Genomic DNA, 22974 nt, shown 5'->3' on the forward strand with positions numbered 1-22974 from the left:
CTGCCCCGCACTCGCGGGGATGAGCCCTCGACGGCCCTACCATCACCACGTGGATTGACGTCTGCCCCGCACTCGCGGGGATGAGCCCGAGGCACCCATGACCGAGGAACAGGTCGACCGGTTTGCCCTGCACTCGCGGGGATGAGCCCTCGCTCATCGGTGCGCTGCGCTCTACCTACTCGTCTGCCCCGCACCTGCGGGGATGAGCCTTCCGGCGGCTCCGCAGCCGAGAACAGGTCACCGTCTGCCCCGCACCCGCGGGGATGAGCTGGTGAGACGGGTGGTGTTGGGGTGTGGCTTCGTCGAGAAGCAACGCCCCACAGAGAACTAACTCCCTAGTGCCCCTCAACACCCCAGTAAGCAACAAACGACGAAACCGGAAGCAGCCTCCCTGCTTCCGGTTTCGCACGACGCAATCTACGACAGTTCCATCCAGATGGTCTTCAGGTTGGTGTACTGCTCCATCGCTTCGAAGCCGTTGTCCTTGCCGCCGAAGCCGGAGTGCTTGTAGCCGCCGAACGGCGTGCGGATGTCCCCCTCACTGTAACCATTGACGGCGATGGTGCCGGCCTGGAATGCGCGCGACATGCGCATGACCTGGCTGAGGTCCTTCGACCAGACGGTGCCGGCGAGGCCGTACTTGGTGCCGTTGGCTAGGCGGATTGCCTCGTCTTCGTCGTCAAACTCAAGCACTACCGTGACTGGGCCGAAGATCTCTTCCTGCGCGACTGCAGAGGTAGCGGGGAGGTCGGTGATCACGGTCGGGGCGACGAACCAGCCACCGGTCTCCTCGAGAACGGCCTTGCCGCCGGTGACAATGGTTCCGCCATCCTCGCGTGCCTTCTCGATGTAACCCAGCACGCGCTTGTAAGCAGCCTCCTCAATGAGGGCGCCGAGCTCGGTGTCCGGATCCATCGGGTCGCCGACCTTCTTGGATTCGGTGACGGTCTTCAAACGCTCGACCAGTTCGTTCTTAATAGACGAGTGCACCAAGACCAACGAGCCTGCCGTGCAGTTCTGTCCGTTGTTGCCAAAGGCTGCTTCGGCGAGGTCTTCGGCAACACGGTCGAGGTCGTCTGCCCAGCTCGGCATGACAATCTGGGCACTCTTGCCGCCGAGTTCAAGGGTGACGTTTTTCAGGTTCGACGCGGCGGAGTACTCGAGAAATTTCCGCCCGACCGGCTCGGAGCCGGTGAAGGACAGCACATCCACATCCATGTGCTTGCCCAGTGCCTGGCCGGCGACCTCACCACGGCCGGGGACGACGTTGAACACGCCAGCGGGGATGCCTGCTTCGATTGCCAGCTCTGCCAGGGCCAGGGTGGTCAGGCTTGCTAGTTCTGGCGGCTTGACCACCACGGAGTTACCAGTGGCGAGGGCGGGTGCGAGCTTCCATGCGAGCATCGCAGCCGGGAAGTTCCAGGGCAGTACGGCTGCAACGACGCCTGCAGGTTCGCGGACGAGCAGGCCCAGGTTCTCCGGTCCGGTCGGCACAACCTGGCCGAAGAACTTGTCGGCTGCCTCTGCGTAGAACTTGAACGTGCCAACGACATCCGGGAAGTCGAAGGTTTGGCAGTCGGTGATCGGCTTGCCGGCGTCGAGTGCTTCGAGGTAGGCAAGTTCTTCGGTGCGTTCTTCGATCAGCTGGGCGAACTTGGCCAAAACCGAGCCGCGCTCGCCGGGTGCGAGGGCGGACCAGACGCCGGAGTTGAACGTCTCACGCGCGTTTGCCACGGCGCGGTCAACGTCTGCTTCGTTGGCAGAGGCGACCGTGGTGAGCTCTTCGCCCGTGGCGGGGTTCGGCGTGCTGAAGCGTTCGCCGGACGAAGATTCAACAAATTCGCCACCGATGAACAAGTCGCGCTTGACGTTGTCGGGGAGTTGAACAGCCATGGGGCCTCCTGAAGTCGAAAAGATTGTCAGACGAAACACGACTGTAGCTGTGGTCCTACATACCGTCAAGCATTTTTGTGGCAGCGATCACGGTGTGGTCATAAAACGCCTGTCGGATCTCGTCAAGATTGCGCTCCCGGAGCTTGGCTACAAGGAGTTCGTGCGAGGCCACATCGTGGGTGCGATCGTTGTGGGCACGAGACTCAATAGCGATCGCCAGGGAGATGTGCGACGCGGTGAGTGGCCAGTGTTGGAGTAGTACTTCACTGTCGGAGGCTGCCCAAATTTCGCGGTGGAAAGCAAGGTGTGCTTGAAGTCGATCGCTCTCATCTAGCGAGGTCATAGCCTTGCAGTAAGTTACCAGCCCCTCCTCGACTCGGTTGAGGCGACCGTTCGAGGCGTCCTCGATAATTCGCGTGGCGGCCAACATGTCAAGGGTGTGGCGTACTCGCATGGCGTCGAGGATTTCGTCGGCTGAAAGTTCTTTGACGAGCACCCCAACGTTCGGAATTTGGGTGAGCAGCCCTTCGGAAGCAAGGGTTCCTAGAGCCTCGCGCACGGTCGGTCGGGACGCGCCATATTCCTCGGCAAGCGCCTGTTCTTTGAGACGAGTGCCCGGCGGGAGCTCACCGCCTGCGATGGCGGATCGCAGGCTTTCTGCGAGGCTAAACCGCTTGCTGGTCTCCATTTGTGCCTCCTTAACTGGGCAAATATTAAAAATGTGATTGACATCAAATTAAAAGCAGGATATCGTCCGCACCACACTAGATTGTGTGACAATCTAGGCCAATATTCAGACTCTGGAAGGGTATGTCATGGGCAAGATCAATTATGAAGGTGTCATTGCAGCGATGACGACGCCGTTCTCTGCGGACGGTGAGAACATTCAAAAGGACATCATCGAAGAGATGACCAAGTTCGTTGCTGACAACGGCGTGATTGGCATCATCCCGGGTGGTACGACTGGTGAGTTCGGTGCGATGACGGTCGAAGAGCGCATTGAGGTCAACCGTCTGTACTGCGAGGCTGGCAAGAAGCATGGCCTTTCCGTGATCGCAGGCGTCGGCTCCCTGAGCACGAAAGAAGCAGCGCTGCTGGCACGCGAGGCTGCTGACGCGGGCGCAGACGGGCTGATGGTTGTTGCGCCGTTTTACACCCCGCCGAGCTTTGAAGAGCTGGTGCGCCACCTCAACGAGATTTCCAGGGCGGCTGACTTACCGATTCTTTACTACCACCTGCCTGACACGACCGGCCTGCAGCTCACTGCGGAGGAGCTGGTCGAGCTCGGCGCCCGCACCAATGTCGACTCCGTGAAGTTCACCGAGGGCGACATGGTGAAGTTCAACACCATCATTCAGATGGACCAGCAGGACATCGTTCCCCTGTGCGGTTTCGATGGCCTGAACCTGTCGGCTCTTGCTGCTGGCGCACCTGGTTCGGTGTGGGGCATGGCTGCCTTCCTGCCGGATCTCGCCGTGAAGTTCTTCAACGCCTTGGCGGTGGACAAGGACCTGGACACGGCTCGTGACCTCTGGCGTTACCTGTTGCCGATCTGCGACGCGTTGGAGTCGGGTAACTACGCGGCCGGTGTGAAGGCTGGTCTGAAGATCCGTGACATCGATGCCGGTCCGATTCGTCTGCCAGCATCCGCGATTGACGACGAAGCCACCGCCCTGCTCAAGGACCTCATCGACCGCGCCCTCGACGCAGCAGACGGTAAGGCCTAGGAGTCGTCATGGCAAAGATGCGAACCATCACGGTGATCGACGCCCACGCTGAGGGCGAGTCCGGACGCGTGGTCATCGACCAGCACCTTCGTCTCAAGGGTCAAACGATGTTGGAACGTTTGATCAACGCCGAGACCCAGCTTGAAGACCTGCGTCGCATTGTGCTTCACGAGCCCCGCGGCTTCCCCTCCCTCTGTGCTCCCGTGATCACCCCGCCGGTGGAACCGGATTCTGATTTCGGGCTGATCGTCATGGAACAGGGTGGCTTCAGGCCGATGTCTGGGTCGAACTTGATCTGTGCGGTGACTGCGCTCGTCAATAGTGAGCTCGTGCGAGTCACAGAACCCGAAACCACGCTGAAGGTCGACACCGCCGCAGGCACAGTCGAAGTTGTGGCTGTGGTTGAAGACGGTGTGCTGCAGGCCGTGAGGTTCGCAAACGTTGCCTCGTTCCCCGTTGGGCTCGATGTTCCGCTCGAACTTCCCGGCTACGGGACGATTAAGGCAGACATCGCGTTCGGCGGGCAGTTCTACGTCCAGGCCAACGTGGACCAATTCCCGTTCGAGCTCGAACGCAGCGCGGAAAAGCAGATTCTCCGTGCGGCATCTGCGCTGTGTGCAGCGGCCCGCGAGCAGTTCCCGGTGGAACACCCGCTGTTCCCGGACCTCAACGAGGTTCACCTTCCCATGATCTATCGGACCGCACAACCCGGGCGCAGCGCCAGGAATGCAGTGGTGCTGCCAAACGGAACGCTCAAACTCGACGATCCGGATACCTGGACCGGAACCTTCGATCGTTCCCCGTGCGGCACTGGTACCTCGGCACGCGTCGCCTGCATGTACGCGCGCGGCGAAATCGGCATCAACGAAGAATTCCTGCACGAATCGATGCTGGGCACCTACTTCAAGGCCCGAGTACTCGAGGAACAGGAAGTGGGCGGTTTCAAGGGCATCACCCCTGAGATCACAGGACGTGGATGGATCACCGGAATCAACAAACTCGTCGTTGATCCAACTGATCCGTTCCAGCAAGGCTTCACAATCGGTGACATCTGGGGTGCTGATTAACCACTCCCTCCCCAACAGCAGAGAAGAGGTTCTCCATGCTTGCAACAATCAATGATCTCATCTGGAACCCCATGGCGTACTTCGCGCTACTGGTGGGACTCTGGTTTACAACCCTGACGCGTGGCATCCAGTTCCGTCGCATTCCCCAAATGCTCAAGGAGATTACGGCCCAGCCAGCCGAAGACGGCGGCGTGCGTCCACTTCAAGCCCTGATGCTTTCGCTATCCAGCCGTATTGGCGTGGGCAACATCGCCGGTGTGGCGACCGCGATCTACGCCGGCGGCCCGGGCGCAATGTTCTGGATGGTTGTCGTCGCCCTGTTGGGCTCCGCGTCGGCGTACGCCGAGGTGGTACTCGCGCAGACCTTTAAGAAGCGGATCAACGGTGAAGACCGTGGTGGCGCTCCGTTCTACGTGGAACTCGGCCTGAAGCTTCGCTGGCTCGCCGTGATTATCGCGGTGTGCTACCTGGTCTGCTACGGATTCCTGACCACAGGTGTTCAGGCCAACACGATCACCACCTCGATGGATAACGCGTTCAGCATCCCAGCTTGGGTGACGGCGATCGTGCTGACCTCCATGATGGGCATCACCATCTTCGGTGGCACCAACCGCATCATGAAGGTCGCGCAGGTCATGGTTCCGGTCATGGCTGCCGCGTATGTCCTGGCGCTACTGGTGCTGCTGGGCATGAACTCGGATCAGATCTTCCCGTCGATCTCCCTCGTGCTTGGCTCCGCTTTCGGCACTGACCAGATCTTCGGTGGCCTTGCAGGTGCCGCGATTGCGTGGGGCGTGCGAAGGGCGACGTTCTCCAACGTTGCTGGCGTCGGCGAAGGAACCTTCGCTGCCGCTGCGGCGTCAAACTCGCACCCGTCCAAGCAGGGCCTGATCCAGTCGTTCTCCATCTTCATTGACACCGTGGTGGTGTGCCAGGCAACCGGAATCATGATCCTGATCACCAACTCCTACAACGTCACCGATGGAAGCCGTCTCCTGGTAGAGCACCTCCCGAACGTTGACGCTGGTGTCGGCTACACGCAGGAAGCTATTAACTCCGGCCTGCCGGGCTTCGGTCCAGCGTTTGTCGCCCTTGGCATCTTCTTCTTCGCGTTCACTTCGATGGTGGCCTACTACTACATTGCAGAGACCAACCTGATCTTCATCATGGGACGCTCCGATGGTGTTGCTCGCCTGCTGCTGCGCATCGGTGCACTGGGTATCACTGTCTTCGGATGTGTCGGTTCCGGCGACGTCATGTGGGCGCTCGGTGATATCTCCTTCGGTCTGCTTGGCTGGATCAACATGCTGGTCATCCTGAGCATGTCCAGGCTGGTCCGCAAGATTACAAAGGATTACGACGAGCAACTCAAGCAGGGCCTCGACCCGGTCTTCGATCCGCGACGCGTTGGCATCGAGAACGCTCGGTGGTGGGAAGACTTCAACGCCCGCCGCAATGCAACCCCCGACGCCACTGCAGCAAAGGCCTAAACACCAAGGCGTACATACCAAGGAGGACGGACATGGCTGAGACGTTCGACGTCGTCGTAGTCGGCGCAGGCATCATCGGTGCCGCCACCGCCTACTACTGTGCGGAGGCGGGCCTGCGGGTGGCAGTCGTCGAAAAGCACACTGCTGCATCGCAGACCTCCTCACACTGCGAAGGAAACCTCCTCGTTTCCGACAAAGAAAACGGTCCGGAACTGGAGTTGGCAAAGTACTCCCTCGGGTTATGGCGAGGGGAATTGTCACAGTTCGCGGAGGAGATTGAATTCGAGCCGAAGGGTGGGTTGGTCGTCGCAACGAATGACCAAACCATGGAGTCGCTCCAACGCGCACTCGCAGCCCAGCGCGAATACGGCATCGACGTCGAAGAGCTCAGCCCGCAGGAACTTCGCGACAAAGAGCCATTTATTACCGACGACGCCGTCGGGGCCGCCTGGTACCCACAGGACTCCCAGCTCATGCCCATGGCCACCGTGAACTGCTTCCTCGCCAACGCCGTCCGTCTCGGCGCGCGACTGTACGAGCACAACCCGGTCCAAGAACTGATCACCAACGGAACCACCGTGGTCGGCGTGCGCTGCCCCGCGGGAGACTTCCACGCGAAGACGGTGGTCAACTGCACCGGTCCATTCGCCGCTGGAGTCTCCGAACAATGGGGCGCAATGCCACTGCCGGTGGAGCCACGCCGCGGGTACGTGCTGGTCACGCAACGCGCAGACATGACGGTCAACCACAAGGTTTACTCCGCGTCCTACCTGGACAACGTGGTCAGCTCGGACGGTGGCCTGCAGACATCCCCAGTGGTTGAGAGCACCCAAGCTGGCACGATCCTGATCGGTTCGAGCCGCGAACGCGTCGGGTTTTCCAACGAGGTCAGCCAGGACGCTTTAAAGGGAATCGCGCAGAACGCCATCGCGCTCTTCCCCGGCCTGTCCAAGGTGAACGTGCTGCGGTTCTACCACGGCTTCCGGCCCTACTGTGCAGACCACGTCCCAATCATCGGCCCCGACGCACGCCTGGATGGCCTGTGGCACGCCACCGGGCATGAAGGTGCCGGCATCGGACTCAGCGCAGGCACGGGCAAACTGATCTCCCAAGCCCTCACCGGTGGAATCGGTAGCACTGATGTACCGCTCGATGACTTTCTTCCCTCCCGATTCGAAGCAGCCAGGTAAGGAGCAGCACCAATGACGATCCGGTTTGTGCTCGACGGCGCCCAGCACGAGGTGCCACGACCGATGAAAATCCCGGCGGCGATCTACTCGGCCCGGGAAACCCTGACCAACCGTAAATCCGAAGTCACCGAAGCGCCCCGCGGCATGTTCTGTGGCATCGGCTGCTGCTTCGAATGCCTGGTCACCGTCAACGGGACACCGAAGGTTCGCGGCTGTCTTGTGCAGGTGGAGGACGGCATGGTCATTGAAACGGGAACAGGAACCGCCGGAACAGGAACCGCCGCTTCGAACGGGAGGAACGAATAGTGAGTGTTTACGACGCAGTCATCGTCGGCGGCGGCCCCGCAGGCCTGTCCAGCGCATGCGCATTCCGCGGAAACGGAAAGAAAGTCCTGCTCATCGACCAGAACCCAGCCGTCGGTGGCCAGTTCTGGAAGCATGCCGAGATCGCGCCTCGTCTCGAGTCCAAGCACTCGAAGTGGCACCACCACTGGCAGCAGTTCCGCGACCTCAAGCGCGACTTCCTCGAAGGCGTCGAGGCCGGCGAGCTCGAATACGTACCCAACGCCTCGGTCTCCAGGATCGACCATGCCCAGGAGTCTGGCCCGGCACGGTTTACGCTTCGCCTGAGCGGGCCGTTGGGTTCGCCGGAAGTGTTCCCCGAGGGGCACGTCTCCGCTGCGAACGTGTTCTACTGCGCCGGCACCTACGACCGTCAGTTGCCCGTCGAAGGCTGGACGCTCCCAGGCGTGATGGCCGCCGGCGGCATGCAAACCTTTATCAAAGAAAACGGCTTCGCCCCTGGCCAGCGCTTTGTCATCGCAGGCACCGGTCCGTTCCTAATGGCCGCGGCCGCGACTGTCATCAAAGCAGGCGCCAAGGTCGAAGCAATTATCGACGCCTCCAACCCCACCGCATGGTTCCCCCGCGGCCTCTCCGCCGTCCTTGTCCCTTCGAAGATCAAGGAAGCGTTGGGTTACTCGGCCTTGCTTGCGCGCCATGGGGTGAAGTTCCACTTCAACTCGGTGGTGAGCAAGATCGAATCCACTGCGAGTGGGGACGGGGTGAGCGCTGTCCTGGTGCGTAAGATCGGTGCGGATAGCGATGCGCAGGACAAGCGCTACGGTGTGGACGCAGTGGGGTTGAACTGGGGATTTATCCCGCAGCTCGACCTGTTGCTGCAGCTGCGCGGCGAAACACACCTCAGCGCAGATAACGCGCTGGTGGCCACGGTGGATAAGAACTTTGAATCCTCCGTCGAAGGCTTCTACGTCGTCGGCGAAGGCAACGGAGTCAGCGGTGTGCTCGGTGCTGTTGCTGAAGGCAGCATAGCCGTCCGCAAGTTCCTCGGCGAACCGGTGTCGCTTCGGGATCGCTACACCGTCACCGCAAACAACATCTTCGCCCAAGCCTTCCAGCGCGCCGGGCGCATCCCGGAGAACTATATGTCGGATCTCTCACCCGACACAGTGGTGTGTCGCTGCGAAGACGTGACAAGCGATGCGCTGCAGCACTACTTCGCCGAAGACACATCACCGGACGCACGTGCCGCGAAGGGCGTCACCCGGGTTGGCATGGGCAACTGCCAGGGCAGAATGTGCGGCTTCGGACTCTGTCATGCCGCCGATGAGCAGCGCGGAAAGAAACCGAGCGCCTGCAGCGTATCGACGACCGACCTTCTCCACCGCGACCTTCACGCCATGAGCGTGCGTCCCCTGGCCAACCCGGTGTCGCTGGAGTCGCTGGCCCAGGACACGGAGTAGGCGCAGGCGAACAAGCTCTCGAGCGACCCTGGTGAGCAGGGCATACACTCGGGTTTATGAGCACTCAAGATATGAACACGCAGTTGCAGGATCAGGTCGCCGTGGTCACCGGCGGTGCGGCAGGCATCGGCGGGGCAATCTCGCGCATCCTCGTCGCACGTGGAGCGAAGGTAGTTGCCGTAGACATTAACGACGACGCCGGCGCCACCCTCGAGAAAGACCTCGGCGACAACGTTGTCTTCCTCAGCAGCGACGTGAGCAAGCCGGAGACCGCGAAGAAGGCCGTGGAGCTTGCGGTGGAGAAGTTCGGCAAGCTCACCGGCGTGGTCAACAACGCACACGCATCGCGGCAGAAGCCGTTCACCGATTTAGAGCAGGAGGACTGGGACCTGTCCTTCGGCACCGGCTTCGAGGCCACCAAGAACTTCATGCTTGCCGCCTACCCGCACCTCAAAGACAACGGTGGCGCGATCGTGAACTTCGCCTCCGGTGCCGGCATTATCGGCCAGCCCACCCAGGCGGCGTACGCGGCAGCTAAGGAAGCGATTCGTGGCCTTTCACGCGTGGTAGCCAACGAGTGGGCGAAGGACGACATTCGCGTCAACGTCGTCGGTCCGATGGCGCTAACCGAGGGCGTGCAGAAGTGGTCCGAGGCATTCCCGGAGCTCTACCAGCAGTCTCTGCAGCGCATCCCGCTCGGTCGTTTCGGCGACCCAGAGACAGACGTCGCCCCGGTCGTCGCATTCTTGCTTAGCCGCGACGCCCGCTACATCACCGGCCAAACACTCATGGTGGATGGCGGAACCAACAAGGTCTACTAGACGTAGCTGCGCGGGACGAGATGATTACGGGTCAGCGTCACGAGGAGTAGCAATGGCTGGTTATCTTCCATATGGTCTTGTCTCGGGGGCTGGTGAGGTTGCGGTTATCGAGTCGCCCAACGGTGGATGGAACGTTATCTACTCCGACCGCAGAACAGCGGGCGGCGGAGCAACCGTGGAGGGGCACGACCAAGAGTTCGCCAACCGTCTTGCCCACCTGTTCGTGGCCAAAAGCAAAGAAGGCGTGAACCCTGGCGACCTATTCGGCACGTTGTGCTGGAAGTTCAAGGCGGAACGTATCGAGATCTACAACAACCTTTCGAAACTCTGCCTTCTCACCGGATACGGTGAGCCACTGCCAGACGAGGAGTAACTGACCCCTCGCATCCGCCCCCTACACTCGGTGCTGTCCGTCTTCGCCGCTGTCCCGGAAGGTGCCCATGAACGTCACGCAGCTCCGCGACGTCATCTTCACCGCGGGTGTCGTGTTCGACAATCTGTCCACCAGCTGGCTCGCGACAGGTCGGTTCCTCCAGTCGAGCGAGGTCGCCAGCATCGGCGCGTCTTGCGTGTGAACCCCCAAGCGCTGCTTGTTTAGCACTTTATTCGTTTGGTGCGGTTTTCCGCGGGGAAGTGTTCACTCAAATGAGCAGTCAGAGGCTATGCAGACCGTAGATCGCTCTCTACACTTCTTCTCATGGGGAGAAAAGGGTGGGCAAGCGGGCCAACGCGTAATTTAGGCAAGTTCTCAAACGGCCGGTGTTTTCACCAGACGGAGTCATGGTCTGCGTGAGAATTCGTTTCGAAGACAAGATCCTTAAACGCCTTGCCGAAGATTCCACGTTCCAGCCAAAGCGTTGGTCTCCCGAGCTGGTGCGAGCCTTTCGTCGCAAGATTCAGGTACTTGCAAATGTCAGTGACGAAAGAGATTTGCGAGCGCTGAAGTCCTTAAGACTCGAGCAACTTCGAGGCGATCGAGTCGGTACCTCATCGATTCGATTAAACAGGCAATTTCGCCTTGTCATTCGGTTTGAGACAGATGAAGATAGACGCATCGTAGTTGTGATCGAGATGGTCGACTACCACTAATGGGAGGTGAACGATGACTACTCAACCACTGGCCGAAGCTTTTCCGGTCGGAGACTACCTGGCTGAAGAATTGGAAGCGCGCGGCTGGAGTGAAGAAGACTTTGCAGAAATTCTGGGCCAGCCAACGACGTTTGTGGAAGCGTTGATTTCAGGGCAACACGAGCTCACGAGAGAATCAGCAGCCCTCGTCGGTGCGGCGCTGGGAACTTCGGCAGAGCTGTGGCTGAACCTGCAGGACACGTACCTGCGGCGCACTCAGTAGTTCGCGGACTAACGGAACGAATTCGGCGTGATCGCTCCGCAAAGACAAACATTTGGCAAGAGGAAGTGACACGTGGACATTGAGGCGCTCGGCGCTCCTGTAAGTGCCCAACGTAAGGGGCGGAGGCTGACTCAGCTTGAGTACCGAGGATCTTGTTGCAGAGCTTGTAGCTGCAGACCGAGATAGGCATCCGCCCCTACACTCGGTGCTGTCCGTCTTCGCCGCTGTCCCGGAAGGTGCCCATGAACGTCACGCAGTTACTCAGCGTCATCTTCACCGCGGGTGTTGTCTTCGACAACCTGTCCACCAGCAGGCCCGCCACGGGCCGTTTCCTCGAAACCGGCGACACCACCGGCGTGCGCGGACGCAGCGACCTCGCGTTGCTTGAAGACCTCAAATCCGCCGGTGAATTCATCCTTAACACCCCCGCCACCAGCGTCGACGCGTCGTATCTGAAGCGCATCAACGCAAAACTCACGCGGAGCGCGGCGCTCAACCCGGGCAGTTTGCGTACCGACGACCAGGGTATTGGCGTGCGCACTCGCTACGGGCGTCACGAACCGCCGGCGCTCTCCGACTCAGAGCTCGACACTCTTATCGACGACGCCCTCAACCACCCCGACCCAAAACACGCCTCCGTCGACCTATTCCTCCAGGTCGCCCGCGCGCAACCGTTCGAGGATGGTAACAAGCGAACTGCGATCTTCGCCGCGAATGGCTATCTTCTCGCCCAGCAGTCGCCCTTCCTGCTCACCGCGCCCTTCGACGAGGACGACCCGTCCGTCACCGAGCACTTCAACGACCTGCTCGCCCGGTTCTACATGTTGGGCGAGGATGGGCCGGTGAGAGAGTTGTTGTTGGGGCGTGGGGTCGTCGCAAAGCAATGCCCGTAGACCGAACCCAAGAACCGGAACGAGCGCACCGAAACGAACAAAACTGCGCTAAACTCGCGGCCTAACGGAACGAATTCGGTGCGAACGCTCCGAAAAAGCACACGTTTGGCAAGGAGAAGTGGCACGTGGACATTGAGACGCTTGGCGCTTTTGTACGCGCCCAACGTAAGGAGCGCAGGCTGACGCAGCTTGAAGTCGCAGAACTTGCCGACGTCTCAGACCGGTTCCTTAGGGAACTCGAGCACGGCAAGCCGACTGCGGAAATCGGGAAGGCCATGGAGGTGCTCGCGGTGCTGGGGTACGACCTTGAGCCTGTGGTGCATAGGGGTGATCTGTTGTGAGTTCCGCGGATCCCTCTCGGCTCCGGTCGGTGACTACCTAGCCGAAGAATCGGAAGCGCTGATTCCGGGCAGCGCGAACCCCTACCCCTGCCTGACCCGTGCGGCGGCCTCCAGCGCCGCGAACATCAGCGCTGCAAATGCGGCGCCGAGCAACGTGTGCGGCTTCTTTACCCCGCGGCGCTCGAGTGCGCGGGCGAGCTTCGTCTGGACGACAACGTGCAGGCGCAGGCCCAGCGCATTCAGCGCGATCCCACCGGCGAGCAGCCCCCACGTGACCTTCGGGTTCGTGGTGTCGGGCTTCTCCTCCACCTTGGCGGTGACGTCGTGGTCGGTGTCCTCGTAGACGGTGTCGAACTTCGCCACCGCCGCCGCGTACGCGCCGAGGATCGCCGTCCACGCGAAGATGCGACCCGGGGTGGACCGGACGTAGTCGGGGACCGCGACCAGGGTGCCGGCGATGGCGGATTGGGTGAGGCGGTCGGTGGTGGTGTCGTCGTGAAGCGATGCGCTGCGGGTTGACTGAGTCATGGGGCCGAGCGTACCGGCCTTAACGCTATCTCCAGGCTTCATATGCAGGTCTCGATATGCGTAACCCCTGGTCACGGCGTTTCTGGGAAAACCGGCCGAAATTTCGGAAAACGCTCTGACCGGCACTTACGCATATCGAGCCCTGCATATGAACGGAAACAGGCGGTTCGGCGAGGCCACGGAAACGGGCGGTTCGGCGAGGCCACCGAAACGGGCGGCCCGGCGAGGCCACCGAAACGGGCGGCCCGGCGAGGCCACCGAAACCTTGGCGGTCCGCGAAAACCACCAAACTTAAGGCCAAAAGTTTGGTGGTAGCGTCAAAATCATGACTTGGCCCAAGGTTGGTAGCGAGACGCTGCCGTGGACACCGTCGCCTGCTGCGTACTCGCGGCGGGCGATTCGGAATGCGCCGCGTCAATACGCAGCGGCCGTGGTGCCACGCATTGCCAACGAACGCGTTGCACTGTCGCAGGAGACGCAGACGGTCCTGGACGCAGCAACGATTGAGACGGTTCGTTTCGACGCCACCGAGGCACACCGGGTCGTACCGTTTACGCCGTTGTTGTTGCGGAGCGAGTCGGTGGCGTCGAGTCGGATTGAGAAGCTGACGTCGTCGGCAAGGAAAGTGCTGGAAGCCGAGGTGACTGGACGAGGCAGCGCCAACGCGAACCTCATCGTGGCCAACACACGGCAGATGGCGGCGGCGGTGGAGAACGCGCGGGCGGACGTCCAGGGGATCGTGGAGATGCACCGAATTCTGTTGGGGCAGTCTTCTCCAAACATCGCAGGGCGGCTGCGTGACCAGCAGGTTTGGATCGGCGGTAGCGACCACTCCCCCGCCGGCGCTCTGTTTGTTCCGCCGCACCACCGCCACCTCGAGGCGTTGATGAAGGACCTCGGCGCGTTCATGCAGCGCGACGACATGCCGGCGCTGGCGCAGGCGGCGATTGCGCACGCGCAGTTTGAAACGATCCACCCGTTCGCCGACGGCAACGGCCGCACAGGGCGAGCGCTCGTCCACGTGTTAATGCGGAGCCGTTGCTTAGCGACGACCACCGCACTGCCCATCTCTGCCAGCCTCCTCACCGACACCACACGATATTTCGCAGCACTGGACGCGTACCGCGCTGGTGATGTCGATGGCATCGTCCAACTGTTCGCCCGGGCATCGATCGAAGCCGCACGGCGCGGAGCGCGGTTGGCAGAAGAGCTCACGCAGATCCGCAACGAGTGGAACGGCCTGCTCACCGCACGTGCCGATGCCCTCGCCTGGCGAGTCCTCGACCTCCTCGTGCAGCGTCCCGTACTGACAACCGCCGCCGTGTCTGCAGAGTTCAGCGTGTCAGCGGAGACCGCCCGCAACGCACTCGAGCGCCTGGAAGTCGACGGGATCGCCGTGTCCGCGCAGTTAGATAAGCGCCAACGCGGGTGGCGCTCCCCCGACGTGCTCGAACTTCTCGACGAGTTCGCCGACCGCGCCGGCCGCCGAACCTAGCGCTGGCCGCGGTTGCGTTGTTACCAGTTTCCGTTTCGGCTCTCACCCTGCCCCTCCAGGCTTCATATGCAGGTCTCGATATGCGTAACCCCTGGTCACGGCGTTTCTGGGAAAACCGGCCGAAATTTCGGAAAACGCTCTGACCGGCACTTACGCATATCGAGCCCTGCATATGAACGTAACGCCCCCGACTCACCTTGGCGTTCCGCACGATCCACCGACAACCCCACCGCACAAAAACACGCAGCGTGCCGGAGGCGCCTGTACCGTAATTCTTTATGACTAACGCGGAGCTGCCGGAGCAGTACAGCGATGAACACCTGGAGCTCGCGCGTGACGAGTTCGACGCGGACAACCTCACCGACGCGGACATTGACCAGATCAAGGAGCACCGCGAGGGTGACGAGCCCGACGGTTCGTTTATGCGTTGGGTGATCACGCTTTTCGGCACGGGTGTGGGTGCGGGCATCCTGTTTCTGCCGATTAATGCGGGGAGTTTCGGGTTCTGGCCGTTGGTCGTCGCTACGTTGCTGATTGCTCCGATGGTGTTTTTCTCGCATCGGACGTATGCGCGCATTGTGGCGGCGTCGCCGGTGAAGGGCCTGGATGTGCTGCAGGTGATTACGGCGCTGACGGGCCGCAAGCGGGGGTTCGTCTCCGCGGTGCTGTATTGGCTGGGGATTTATCCCACGGTGTTGATTTACGGCATTTCGATTACGAACACGCTGGACAGTTTCATCGTCAATCAGTTGGGTGGCGCGCAGGTGGACCGGTGGGTGCTGGCCACGGTGTCGGTGGGCATCATGACGGGTGCCTACGCGTTGGGCAAGAAAATCACGCTGTGGATCGCGAATGCACTGGTGTATCCGCTGATCATTGCGCTTGCGGCGGTGTCGTTGTATCTCATTCCGCGGTGGGACTTTGCCAGTTTCCGTGGCTACGAGTCGGATGTTCCGGTGTGGCAGGGCCTGCTGCTGATTCTGCCGGTGTTGGTGTTTTCGTTCAGCCACATGGCGGCGTTGAGCCAGTTCGCGTTGGATGTGCAGAAGAAGAAGGACGGCGACGTTGAGGCTGTCGAGCGTGAGGTGTCCAAGGTGGAGTTGGTCACCGCGCTGATGCTGGTGGCGTTCACCATGTTTTTCGTGTGGTCGTGCGCGCTGTCGCTCGGCGCGGAGGGTATGGATGCGGCGCGCGAGCAGAATGTGCCGGTGCTGTCGTATCTGGCCAATGAGACGGATACGCCGTTCATGGCGTGGATGAGCCCGATCATTGCCATCGCTGCGATTGTCACGTCGTACTTCGGTCACCTCCTGGGGACGGAGGAGGGCACCGGCTATCTCGTGCGCGTGGTCGCGCCGGGCTTTGCGTCTCGCGTATCGACGACCACCCTGCGCTGGTCCGTCAACATCTTCGTCTTTGTCACCGCGGTGTTGGTGGCGGTGGCGAACCCGTCGATTCTGGACATGATTTCGGTGGTCGGCGGCATTTTCGTTGCGTTCTTGGTCTACATCATGCCGGTGTTGCTGTTCCATAAGGCGGTGGCGTTTAAGCACTACGCGCGTCGCCCGGACACGATCTTTGTGCTCGTGGTGGGGTTGGTGATCATGGGTGTCACTGTGTGGAACATCGTGGCTGGCTAACTACCCCCAGAAGGTGAACGCTAGGTGCCGTAGGCCGGAAACCCCCAGGTAAAGCAAAGTAGCACCAAAGGGCTTGGTAAACGGGAGGTTAATGGCGCGACCGTGAGTTTCTTAAGTGCTAATTAGGGCGCATAATGCCAGGATGTGAGCATCACTATCCTCCTCGTCCTAATTATTGTTGTGGCGCTGTTTTTTGATTTCACAAATGGCTTCCATGACACCGCGAATGCGATGGCGACGTCGATTGCTACTGGCGCGTTGAAGCCGAAGACGGCTGTGGCGTTGGCTGGCATTTTGAACCTCATCGGCGCGTTCTTGTCGGTAGCGGTGGCCAAGACCGTGGCCAACGGCATTGTGAAGCTAGACGTGTTTGACCTCAGCGACACGGTTGAGTCGGAGCGGCTCCTGCTGGTCGTGTTCGCGGGCCTGACGGGCGCCATTCTGTGGAATTTGTTTACGTGGCTGTACGGCATCCCGTCGTCGTCGTCACACGCGCTGTTCGGCGGCCTGATTGGCGCGGCGATCGCGGCGATTGGCTGGCAGGGCGTCGTGTGGGGCGGCGTGCTGCACAAGATCATCCTGCCGGCGTTGTTTGCGCCGTTCGTGGCTGGTCTCGTCGCAATGATTGGCACCTGGCTGGTGTACCGCCTGACGTCGAATGCGGAGAAGGAGCACCGCGACAATTACTTCCGTTGGGGCCAGATTGGTACGGCGTCGTTGGTGGCGTTGGCGCACGGTACGTCGGATGCTCAGAAGACGATGGGTGTGATCTTCCTGGCCATGGTGGCCGCGGGTCAGTTTGATTCGGATCACACGATGCCGTTTTGGATCCAGGCGTCCTGTGCGCTCGCCATCGCGATTGGCACCTACTCGGGTGGTTTCCGCGTGATCCGCACCCTGGGCAAGGGTCTGGTGGAGATTCACCCGCCGCAGGGTATGGCTGCGGAGACGTCGTCGGCGGCGATCATTCTGACGTCGTCGCACTTGGGCATGGCCTTGTCGACGACCCACGTCGCCACCGGTTCCATCATGGGCTCCGGCCTGACGGGCCCGAAGGGCGAGGTGCGCTGGGGCGTTGCCGGCCGCATGGCCATCGCGTGGATCACCACCCTGCCGATCGCCGCGTTCGTCGCGTTCGTCACCTGGTGGGCGGCCCGTTGGGTCTCGGATCTTGGTGGCGACCCCGTGTGGGGCGGCATCATGTTGGCAGTGGTGCTTGTGATCTGCGGCGGTTACATGTTCATCGTGGCGCAGCGCGAGCCGGTGCACCGCGACAATGTCAACGATGACTGGGAGAGCGACTCGCTTATCGACGAACCCACCACCCCCCACCGCGGCGAACCCGCCCATATCGTGGATACGACCCGCGGCCTGGACCACCAGTAAAGAGGTATAGGTCATGCTTGAAATTCTGAAGTCTCTGTTGATGGTGCTCGGCACCGGCTTGCTGCTCGGCGCTGGCCTGCCGGCGTTGTTCTCGTTGAGCATCCACTTCCTGTCGCCTGAGGAGGACGGCACGGCACCCGTGGGTGCGCGCCGGGTGATCGGCTGGGTGTTCCTAGCTATGGTGCTGGTGGCGGTGGTGGCAGCGATTCTGTTGATCGCTCGCGAGCGCATTGAGTACTTCACCGGATGGGACCCATATCCGTTCCTCTAGTCACATGCGTCACATTAATTTTTAGTGCGTATGCAGGGATTATTCGCACGGGCCAATCGTTGGTGTTGACAAACTATTTGGCCCGGCCTAGGGTTGCCTCAAGATGAACGGAAGGTGAACAACCTTCACGCTTTGAAAGGAGGTGAACCCGCATGATGAACCTGTTCGACCAGATTCGCGCGTGGTTCCGCGATGAGGACCGTGGCCTTGCCACGCGCATCGACGTGTCCCCGCTGGCAGTCCTCCCCCGCGCATAAGCGGTAAACGGCATGTACGCCCGCGTCCCCGAGGTTTGGGGCCGCGGGCGTCTTTCGTCGATAAGCAAGGGCGTGGTCTATGATCCGTGTGGCGTATGACACCCCCTAACGAGGAAGGCGACATTGACCACACCAGCGCGTGAATTTAACTTAGACCATCTGACAGATGCGGACATGCGGCAAATCAAGGCCGAACGTGCCGCTGACGCGCCCGACGGCAGCACCCTGTCCTGGGCGATCACCCTGTTCGGTACCGCAGTCGGTGCGGGCATTCTGTTCCTGCCTATTGACGCCGGATCGTTCGGCATCCTCCCCCTCATCTTCATCTCGCTGCTGGCGCTGCCGATGGTGTTCATGTCGCACCGCACCTACTCGCGCATCGTGTCGGCCTCCCCGGTGAAGGGCCTCGACGTCCTGCAGGTGGTTACCGCGCTGTCCGGCCGCACCCGCGGGCTGATGACCGGCCTGATGTACTGGCTCTCCATCTACCCCATCGTGCTGATCTACGGCGTGAGTATCACCAACACGATGGACAGCTTCCTGGTCAACCAACTCGGCGGACCGCAGCTGCCGCGTTGGGTCCTGGCGGCGCTGTGCGTGGGTGTGCTCACCGGCGCCTACGCCATGGGCAAGAAGGCGACCCTGGCGTTTGCCAACATCCTGGTCTACCCGCTGATCATCGCGCTCGCGGCCGTGTCCATCTACCTCATCCCCCAGTGGGACCTGGCCAGCTTCCGCTCCTACCAGTCCGACACCCCAACCTGGCAGGCGCTGCTGCTGATCCTGCCGGTCTTCGTGTTCTCCTTTAGCCACATGCCGGCGATCTCCCAGGCGGCCCTCGACGCGCAGAAGCGTTTCGATGGCGACGAGAAGGCCACCGAAAAGCTCGTCTCCAAGATCGAAGCCATCTCCGCGATCATGCTCGTCGGCTTCACCATGTTCTTTGTCTGGTCCTGCAGCCTCGCCCTCGGCGCCGACGGCATGGACGCCGCCCGCGAGCAAAACATCCCCGTGCTGTCCTACCTGGCCAACGAAACCCACGCGCCGTTCCTGGCGGTGCTCTCCCCCATCGTCGCCCTGTGCGCGATCGCTTCGTCCTACTTCGGCCACGTCATGGGCGCGGAGGAAGGCACCACCTACCTGGTACGCGCCGTCGCCCCGAAGTTCGCGGACCGCATCAGCCCCAAGGCAATGCGCTGGGGCATTTACGTCTTCGTGTTCGTCACCACCGTTGCTGCAGCCGTGGTCAACCCGTCCATCCTGGACCTGATCTCGGTCGTCGGCGGCGTATTCATCACCTTCCTGGTGTACATCGTGCCCATGCTGCTCTTCCGCAACGCCAAGGCCTTCCACCGCTTTGCCAACAAACCCGAAACGATCTTCGTGTTCGTCCTCGGCGTGATCATCATGGGCGTCGCCATCTGGCAGATGTTTATGTGACGCGCGCAGGGTCCGCACGGGGGTTGCGGACTCCGCATTGCGGATAATTGGGCTCGCGCCAACCGTTGGTATGTGCCAACGAAAAAAGCCGCTCCGGTCGTAGCCGGAGCGGCTTTGGTGTTCTAAGGCGAAATTAGAACGGCAGGAACTGCTGGATCATCGGGCCGACGACCGGGGCGAGAACGCCACCGATCAGGACCAGAGCGGAGATGACGGTGCCTGCGATGATGCCGGCCTTCTCGCTGTCAGTGATCGGCTGGGACTTGAAAGTCTCGCCCTGGGCGCAAGCGCGGAGTGCAGCGAGGTTATTTGCGTCATTGACGGAGGTCTCGTCGGAGGAGCCGAAAGCCTCGCCAATCTTGGAGGAGGTCTGGGCGGAGTCGATAAGGTTATTGGCCTTATCCGAGTCCAGGAGCTTCTTAACCTTGACCGGGTCCTTGAGACCGTTCGTGTATTCGATGTTGGACGGCTTGTCAAAGGTCATGTTGCAGGCGTTGCGGCCCTGGACCTTGGTCATCGTGTTGGACGCAGCGTTGGCGTCAACAGCGCCGAGGGAAAGGGCCATGGTTGCTGCCAGGGTGGCTGCGGCGATCTTCTTCACAGAGAAACTCCAATTCTTGGACAGGGGAAAAACAGATTCCACTTATGAAGATATTCCCATGTGTGGCGGGTGACAATTACGGTCGCCGAAAGGGAATTTCGTCACCCCTGTTCGGGGCACTGCAGGCATTGCAGGTGCCGCTAGCGTTGCGGACTCCGCATTGCGGACAACTGGGGGCCCACCAACTATCGGCGCCGGGCAACGGAAAAGCGGCCGTTCGGTGAGGAACGGCCGCTTGGTGTCGTCGCAAAGATTAGCGCGGGAGGAACTGCTGGATCATCGGGCCGACGAACGGCGATGCCAGACCAGCGATTGCCAAGATCACAGCGAGCACGGTGGAGCCGATGATGGCAGCCTTCTTGCCCGCGGTCATATCGGCGGTCTTGTAGTCCACGCCCTTCTTGCAGGCGTCGATGGCCTCGAGGTTGTTGGCGCCGTTGATGAGCTCCTGGTCGGAGGAGCCGAAAGCCTGGCCGAGGTCAGCGCTGGTGCGCACCAGGCCGTTCGTGTTGTCCGGGAGGATGTCCTTGACCTTTTCGTCAACCTTGGCCGGTGCGACCTCGATCTTGTTCTTCTGGCCATCGAGGGTCAGAACGCAGACGCGGTCGTCGCCCGTGCCGCGCATCTCGTTGGTTGCGGCGTTGGCCTGAACAGCGCCGAGGGAAAGGGTCATGGTTGCTGCCAGGGTGGCTGCGGCGATCTTCTTCACGGGAGCTCCAAGTCTTAGAGGGGAGTTATGAACAGCTATCAATATAGCCAGTTGTCGTTATTAATTTGTAATGTAGGGACATTTTGGGGCGAATAAATGCGCAGGAAACAATTCCGAAAGATATAGAAAGATATCGGAACAATTCTCTGACCTGGGGAAACGGCTGTAGATGCCTGCCCGCAAGCCCGCTATATCTTTTCTATATCTTTCAAATCCCAAAAACGGCCCCGAAAACAATTCCCTGGGGAAATGTACAATCGCACCATGGTTACAGAATCTGCCTGGGATGATCTTCTCCCAAACGTGCGTGATGCGCTTCAGGCGATCAATGACGGGGCAACGGCGGACTCGCAGGAGTCGCTCATCTTGGAGTTCAAGGAGGACCCCGCTGCTCGAGGGGGAGGACAGGCGGAGAGGGAGCGGTTCGTCGACAAGTTGGTGGATGAGGCCGTCTGCATGGCGAACGGGGAAGCAGCCATGGGGTACATCGTGGTGGGTGTCGCCGACAAGGTTCCCGGGAGGGAAGCGTTTACGGGTACCAAACTGGATGAAGAAAAGATCACTCACCGGATCTTCGTCAAGACCAATCCCAACATGAACGTCCAGGTCACGACGTTGGATGCGTGGGGCGCAAGGCTCGTTGTTATTCACGTCCCTGAAGCGCGGGCGTTGTACACGCGTAGCGACGGCGCTGCGAAGAAACGCACCGTAGACGGCCAATTCTCCTGCAAGGAGATCATGGAAGAGGAGCGACGCGCTATCGACGCGGCACGTCGCAACCCGGACTACTCAAACGGACCAGCCGATATCTCGATAGACGACTTGCCGTTAGCGGTAGTTGACGAGGCACGCAGGATGCTCCGCGAACACCGCCGGGCGCGCGGCCTCGATGCTGCCGTCCCTCAGACCACAAGCGGACTGTTGCGGGAGCTTGGGCTTTTGCGTGACGACGGCAAACTTAAACGTGCCGGCGAGATTCTCTTGGCCAGTCCAGAGCCAACGGACGTGGTTGTGCGCCACCTTTGGCGGACGTTGCCGGGTGAGGAACCCCGAGCGACGTTGATTTCTGATCCGGTCTTGCTGGCACTGCCACGCCTTCGCCGACTGATCACCGAAAACGGTGACACTGAGATTGAACGGGTCCAGTTTGACGACGGTGAAGAGGTTGCCATCAGCCGTTTTCCCGAGCAGGCCGTTGATGAAGTTGTTGCGAATGCATTCATTCACCGCGACTGGCGACTGCCCGGCCCGGTGGTTGTCGAGCAGTCCAATCGAACGCTTAAAGTCACCTCCCCTGGCCCACTCCCGCCAGGTGTGACCCGGGACAAACTCCTATCTACGTCCTCGGTTCCGCGGAACAACCGGCTGATGGCGGCAATGCGCACGCTCGGCTTGGCGGAAGAAAGCTCTCGTGGTTTTGACCGTATGTGGGCGACCATGCTCCGAACCGGACGCAGTGAGCCGGAGGTTATCGCAACCGATGTGAACGTCCAAGTGATTCTGGCTGCACAAAAACCGGACGTGGACTTCATCAAGGGGCTGAGGCGGCTGTCGAAGCGTTACGGAGAGGTTGTCGTCGATAGTGTGGCGTCGTTGATTGTGTTGTGGCACCTCAACTCCGCAGCACTCATCACGGCAACGACCGCAGTGCAGAAAACCCAGCTCACATCGCTTGAGGTCAGGGAGCTCATGGACGACCTCGTGGACCGCGGCCTCCTCGATTCCGTAGCCGACGCAAACGAATGGACACTCAGCGGCGAGGCTCGGAAACTTCTCAACTTGGGCCAGGCTGGCGAACTGGCAACGGTAAGTATTCAGGAATGGATCGAAGCAAAGCTTCTCGACGGCGAAACCCTCCGGTCCGCCGACATCGCCGATCAAACTGGCGTCAGCGTTGCAGAGGCGGGCAGAATCCTGCGACACCTTCGAAGCCTCGGTAGGGCAAAGATTGATCCGGAAGGTCCCCCTCGTGGCCGCGGCACCCGCTGGATTCGCGCGTAAATCCGCGCAGAAAACAATTCCGAAAGATATAGAAAGATATCGAAACAATTCGCTGACCTGCGGCAACTGGCAAAACGGCTCGTCTAAACGCCCGCTATATCTTTTCTATA

24 protein-coding genes are annotated in these 22974 nt (G+C 60.8%); 19 read left to right on the forward strand and 5 right to left on the reverse strand.

The annotated features are described in order from the left end of the window. Nucleotides 1-417: 417 nt before the first annotated feature. Together HMPREF2617_RS11160 and HMPREF2617_RS11165 are read right to left on the reverse strand one after the other, a co-directional pair. Complete coding sequence (locus HMPREF2617_RS11160; protein ID WP_070840748.1) at nucleotides 418-1893, reverse strand: aldehyde dehydrogenase; 1476 nt, start codon at nucleotides 1891-1893, stop codon at nucleotides 418-420. A gap of 55 nt (nucleotides 1894-1948) precedes the next feature. Continuing rightward, nucleotides 1949-2581, reverse strand: a complete 633-nt coding sequence (locus tag HMPREF2617_RS11165; RefSeq protein WP_070840749.1) for a GntR family transcriptional regulator — start codon at nucleotides 2579-2581, stop codon at nucleotides 1949-1951. A 127-nt stretch (nucleotides 2582-2708) separates the two neighbouring features. Between HMPREF2617_RS11165 and HMPREF2617_RS11170 the strand changes: the two genes are divergently transcribed. The 13 genes from HMPREF2617_RS11170 (at nucleotide 2709) to HMPREF2617_RS11225 (ending at nucleotide 12536) form a co-directional block, all read left to right on the forward strand. Next, nucleotides 2709-3620 carry a dihydrodipicolinate synthase family protein gene (locus tag HMPREF2617_RS11170; protein WP_070840750.1) on the forward strand — a complete coding sequence of 304 codons (912 nt, stop codon included), beginning with the start codon at nucleotides 2709-2711 and terminating at the stop codon, nucleotides 3618-3620. A gap of 8 nt (nucleotides 3621-3628) precedes the next feature. After that, nucleotides 3629-4687, forward strand: coding sequence for a proline racemase family protein (locus HMPREF2617_RS11175; RefSeq protein WP_070840751.1), 1059 nt, complete (start codon nucleotides 3629-3631; stop codon nucleotides 4685-4687). Between the two features lie 35 nt (nucleotides 4688-4722). Continuing rightward, nucleotides 4723-6177, forward strand: coding sequence for an alanine/glycine:cation symporter family protein (locus tag HMPREF2617_RS11180; protein ID WP_070840752.1), 1455 nt, complete (start codon nucleotides 4723-4725; stop codon nucleotides 6175-6177). Nucleotides 6178-6209: 32 nt separating this feature from the next. Continuing rightward, nucleotides 6210-7367: an NAD(P)/FAD-dependent oxidoreductase gene (locus tag HMPREF2617_RS11185; RefSeq protein ID WP_070840753.1), complete on the forward strand. Its 1158-nt coding sequence runs from the start codon at nucleotides 6210-6212 to the stop codon at nucleotides 7365-7367. 12 nt (nucleotides 7368-7379) lie between these two features. Continuing rightward, the gene (locus HMPREF2617_RS11190; protein WP_070840754.1) at nucleotides 7380-7673 is read left to right on the forward strand and encodes a (2Fe-2S)-binding protein; all 294 of its coding nucleotides are present in this window, start codon (nucleotides 7380-7382) and stop codon (nucleotides 7671-7673) included. Then, complete coding sequence (locus HMPREF2617_RS11195; RefSeq protein WP_141763060.1) at nucleotides 7673-9130, forward strand: FAD-dependent oxidoreductase; 1458 nt, start codon at nucleotides 7673-7675, stop codon at nucleotides 9128-9130. The genes HMPREF2617_RS11190 and HMPREF2617_RS11195 overlap by 1 nt, the downstream gene beginning before the upstream one ends. A gap of 56 nt (nucleotides 9131-9186) precedes the next feature. After that, a complete protein-coding gene (locus HMPREF2617_RS11200) occupies nucleotides 9187-9951 on the forward strand; it encodes an SDR family NAD(P)-dependent oxidoreductase (protein ID WP_246819498.1) in 765 nt (254 codons plus the stop codon). Nucleotides 9952-10003: 52 nt separating this feature from the next. Next, nucleotides 10004-10324 (forward strand): hypothetical protein, encoded by a 321-nt coding sequence (locus HMPREF2617_RS11205; RefSeq protein WP_070422088.1) that lies wholly within the window; start codon nucleotides 10004-10006, stop codon nucleotides 10322-10324. A 67-nt stretch (nucleotides 10325-10391) separates the two neighbouring features. Then, on the forward strand, nucleotides 10392-10526 hold the full coding sequence (locus tag HMPREF2617_RS12385; RefSeq protein ID WP_256365574.1) for a hypothetical protein: 135 nt from the start codon (nucleotides 10392-10394) through the stop codon (nucleotides 10524-10526). 205 nt (nucleotides 10527-10731) lie between these two features. Further along, nucleotides 10732-11040 carry a type II toxin-antitoxin system RelE/ParE family toxin gene (locus HMPREF2617_RS11210; protein WP_070422087.1) on the forward strand — a complete coding sequence of 103 codons (309 nt, stop codon included), beginning with the start codon at nucleotides 10732-10734 and terminating at the stop codon, nucleotides 11038-11040. A 13-nt stretch (nucleotides 11041-11053) separates the two neighbouring features. Next, complete coding sequence (locus HMPREF2617_RS11215; protein WP_070840756.1) at nucleotides 11054-11302, forward strand: helix-turn-helix transcriptional regulator; 249 nt, start codon at nucleotides 11054-11056, stop codon at nucleotides 11300-11302. A gap of 242 nt (nucleotides 11303-11544) precedes the next feature. Then, the gene (locus HMPREF2617_RS11220) at nucleotides 11545-12195 is read left to right on the forward strand and encodes a Fic family protein (RefSeq protein ID WP_070840757.1); all 651 of its coding nucleotides are present in this window, start codon (nucleotides 11545-11547) and stop codon (nucleotides 12193-12195) included. Nucleotides 12196-12320: 125 nt separating this feature from the next. Next, the gene (locus HMPREF2617_RS11225) at nucleotides 12321-12536 is read left to right on the forward strand and encodes a type II toxin-antitoxin system Y4mF family antitoxin (protein WP_070840758.1); all 216 of its coding nucleotides are present in this window, start codon (nucleotides 12321-12323) and stop codon (nucleotides 12534-12536) included. Nucleotides 12537-12617: 81 nt separating this feature from the next. Here HMPREF2617_RS11225 and HMPREF2617_RS11230 read toward each other — a convergent pair whose 3' ends face one another. Then, a complete protein-coding gene (locus HMPREF2617_RS11230) occupies nucleotides 12618-13064 on the reverse strand; it encodes a hypothetical protein (RefSeq protein WP_070840759.1) in 447 nt (148 codons plus the stop codon). Nucleotides 13065-13389: 325 nt separating this feature from the next. Here HMPREF2617_RS11230 and HMPREF2617_RS11235 point away from each other — a divergent pair, with 325 nt between their 5' ends. From HMPREF2617_RS11235 to HMPREF2617_RS11255, 5 genes are all read left to right on the forward strand, one after another. After that, nucleotides 13390-14559, forward strand: a complete 1170-nt coding sequence (locus HMPREF2617_RS11235) for a Fic family protein (protein WP_070840760.1) — start codon at nucleotides 13390-13392, stop codon at nucleotides 14557-14559. 278 nt (nucleotides 14560-14837) lie between these two features. Further along, a complete protein-coding gene (locus HMPREF2617_RS11240; RefSeq protein ID WP_070840761.1) occupies nucleotides 14838-16199 on the forward strand; it encodes an SLC5/6 family protein in 1362 nt (453 codons plus the stop codon). 144 nt (nucleotides 16200-16343) lie between these two features. After that, on the forward strand, nucleotides 16344-17585 hold the full coding sequence (locus HMPREF2617_RS11245; RefSeq protein WP_083316681.1) for an inorganic phosphate transporter: 1242 nt from the start codon (nucleotides 16344-16346) through the stop codon (nucleotides 17583-17585). A 13-nt stretch (nucleotides 17586-17598) separates the two neighbouring features. After that, entirely contained in the window at nucleotides 17599-17856 is a 258-nt protein-coding gene (locus HMPREF2617_RS11250; protein ID WP_070452853.1) for a hypothetical protein, read from the forward strand. 431 nt (nucleotides 17857-18287) lie between these two features. Next, entirely contained in the window at nucleotides 18288-19553 is a 1266-nt protein-coding gene (locus HMPREF2617_RS11255) for an amino acid permease (RefSeq protein ID WP_070840790.1), read from the forward strand. Between the two features lie 133 nt (nucleotides 19554-19686). On the opposite strand, the gene HMPREF2617_RS11260 is transcribed toward HMPREF2617_RS11255, so the two are convergent. Together HMPREF2617_RS11260 and HMPREF2617_RS11265 are read right to left on the reverse strand one after the other, a co-directional pair. After that, nucleotides 19687-20154 (reverse strand): hypothetical protein, encoded by a 468-nt coding sequence (locus HMPREF2617_RS11260; protein WP_070484567.1) that lies wholly within the window; start codon nucleotides 20152-20154, stop codon nucleotides 19687-19689. A gap of 253 nt (nucleotides 20155-20407) precedes the next feature. Beyond that, nucleotides 20408-20863: a hypothetical protein gene (locus HMPREF2617_RS11265; protein ID WP_070771137.1), complete on the reverse strand. Its 456-nt coding sequence runs from the start codon at nucleotides 20861-20863 to the stop codon at nucleotides 20408-20410. Between the two features lie 264 nt (nucleotides 20864-21127). On the opposite strand from HMPREF2617_RS11265, the gene HMPREF2617_RS11270 reads away from it, so the two are divergent. Then, the gene (locus tag HMPREF2617_RS11270; protein ID WP_070840762.1) at nucleotides 21128-22864 is read left to right on the forward strand and encodes an ATP-binding protein; all 1737 of its coding nucleotides are present in this window, start codon (nucleotides 21128-21130) and stop codon (nucleotides 22862-22864) included. The last annotated feature ends 110 nt before the right edge of the window (nucleotides 22865-22974 follow it).

The sequence above is a fragment of the Corynebacterium sp. HMSC070H05 genome (assembly GCF_001837615.1).
Classification (GTDB): domain Bacteria; phylum Actinomycetota; class Actinomycetes; order Mycobacteriales; family Mycobacteriaceae; genus Corynebacterium; species Corynebacterium coyleae.

Bases quoted from the DNA above. Each gene is read 5' to 3' on its own strand.
- HMPREF2617_RS11160 (WP_070840748.1), bottom strand. From the start codon at position 1,893: ATGGCTGTTCAACTCCCCGACAACGTCAAGCGCGACTTGTTCATCGGT.
- HMPREF2617_RS11165 (WP_070840749.1), bottom strand. From the start codon at position 2,581: ATGGAGACCAGCAAGCGGTTTAGCCTCGCAGAAAGCCTGCGATCCGCC.
- HMPREF2617_RS11170 (WP_070840750.1), top strand. From the start codon at position 2,709: ATGGGCAAGATCAATTATGAAGGTGTCATTGCAGCGATGACGACGCCG.
- HMPREF2617_RS11175 (WP_070840751.1), top strand. From the start codon at position 3,629: ATGGCAAAGATGCGAACCATCACGGTGATCGACGCCCACGCTGAGGGC.
- HMPREF2617_RS11180 (WP_070840752.1), top strand. From the start codon at position 4,723: ATGCTTGCAACAATCAATGATCTCATCTGGAACCCCATGGCGTACTTC.
- HMPREF2617_RS11185 (WP_070840753.1), top strand. From the start codon at position 6,210: ATGGCTGAGACGTTCGACGTCGTCGTAGTCGGCGCAGGCATCATCGGT.
- HMPREF2617_RS11190 (WP_070840754.1), top strand. From the start codon at position 7,380: ATGACGATCCGGTTTGTGCTCGACGGCGCCCAGCACGAGGTGCCACGA.
- HMPREF2617_RS11200 (WP_246819498.1), top strand. From the start codon at position 9,187: ATGAGCACTCAAGATATGAACACGCAGTTGCAGGATCAGGTCGCCGTG.
- HMPREF2617_RS11205 (WP_070422088.1), top strand. From the start codon at position 10,004: ATGGCTGGTTATCTTCCATATGGTCTTGTCTCGGGGGCTGGTGAGGTT.
- HMPREF2617_RS12385 (WP_256365574.1), top strand. From the start codon at position 10,392: ATGAACGTCACGCAGCTCCGCGACGTCATCTTCACCGCGGGTGTCGTG.
- HMPREF2617_RS11210 (WP_070422087.1), top strand. From the start codon at position 10,732: ATGGTCTGCGTGAGAATTCGTTTCGAAGACAAGATCCTTAAACGCCTT.
- HMPREF2617_RS11215 (WP_070840756.1), top strand. From the start codon at position 11,054: ATGACTACTCAACCACTGGCCGAAGCTTTTCCGGTCGGAGACTACCTG.
- HMPREF2617_RS11220 (WP_070840757.1), top strand. From the start codon at position 11,545: ATGAACGTCACGCAGTTACTCAGCGTCATCTTCACCGCGGGTGTTGTC.
- HMPREF2617_RS11230 (WP_070840759.1), bottom strand. From the start codon at position 13,064: ATGACTCAGTCAACCCGCAGCGCATCGCTTCACGACGACACCACCACC.
- HMPREF2617_RS11235 (WP_070840760.1), top strand. From the start codon at position 13,390: ATGACTTGGCCCAAGGTTGGTAGCGAGACGCTGCCGTGGACACCGTCG.
- HMPREF2617_RS11240 (WP_070840761.1), top strand. From the start codon at position 14,838: ATGACTAACGCGGAGCTGCCGGAGCAGTACAGCGATGAACACCTGGAG.
- HMPREF2617_RS11250 (WP_070452853.1), top strand. From the start codon at position 17,599: ATGCTTGAAATTCTGAAGTCTCTGTTGATGGTGCTCGGCACCGGCTTG.
- HMPREF2617_RS11255 (WP_070840790.1), top strand. From the start codon at position 18,288: ATGCGGCAAATCAAGGCCGAACGTGCCGCTGACGCGCCCGACGGCAGC.
- HMPREF2617_RS11270 (WP_070840762.1), top strand. From the start codon at position 21,128: ATGGTTACAGAATCTGCCTGGGATGATCTTCTCCCAAACGTGCGTGAT.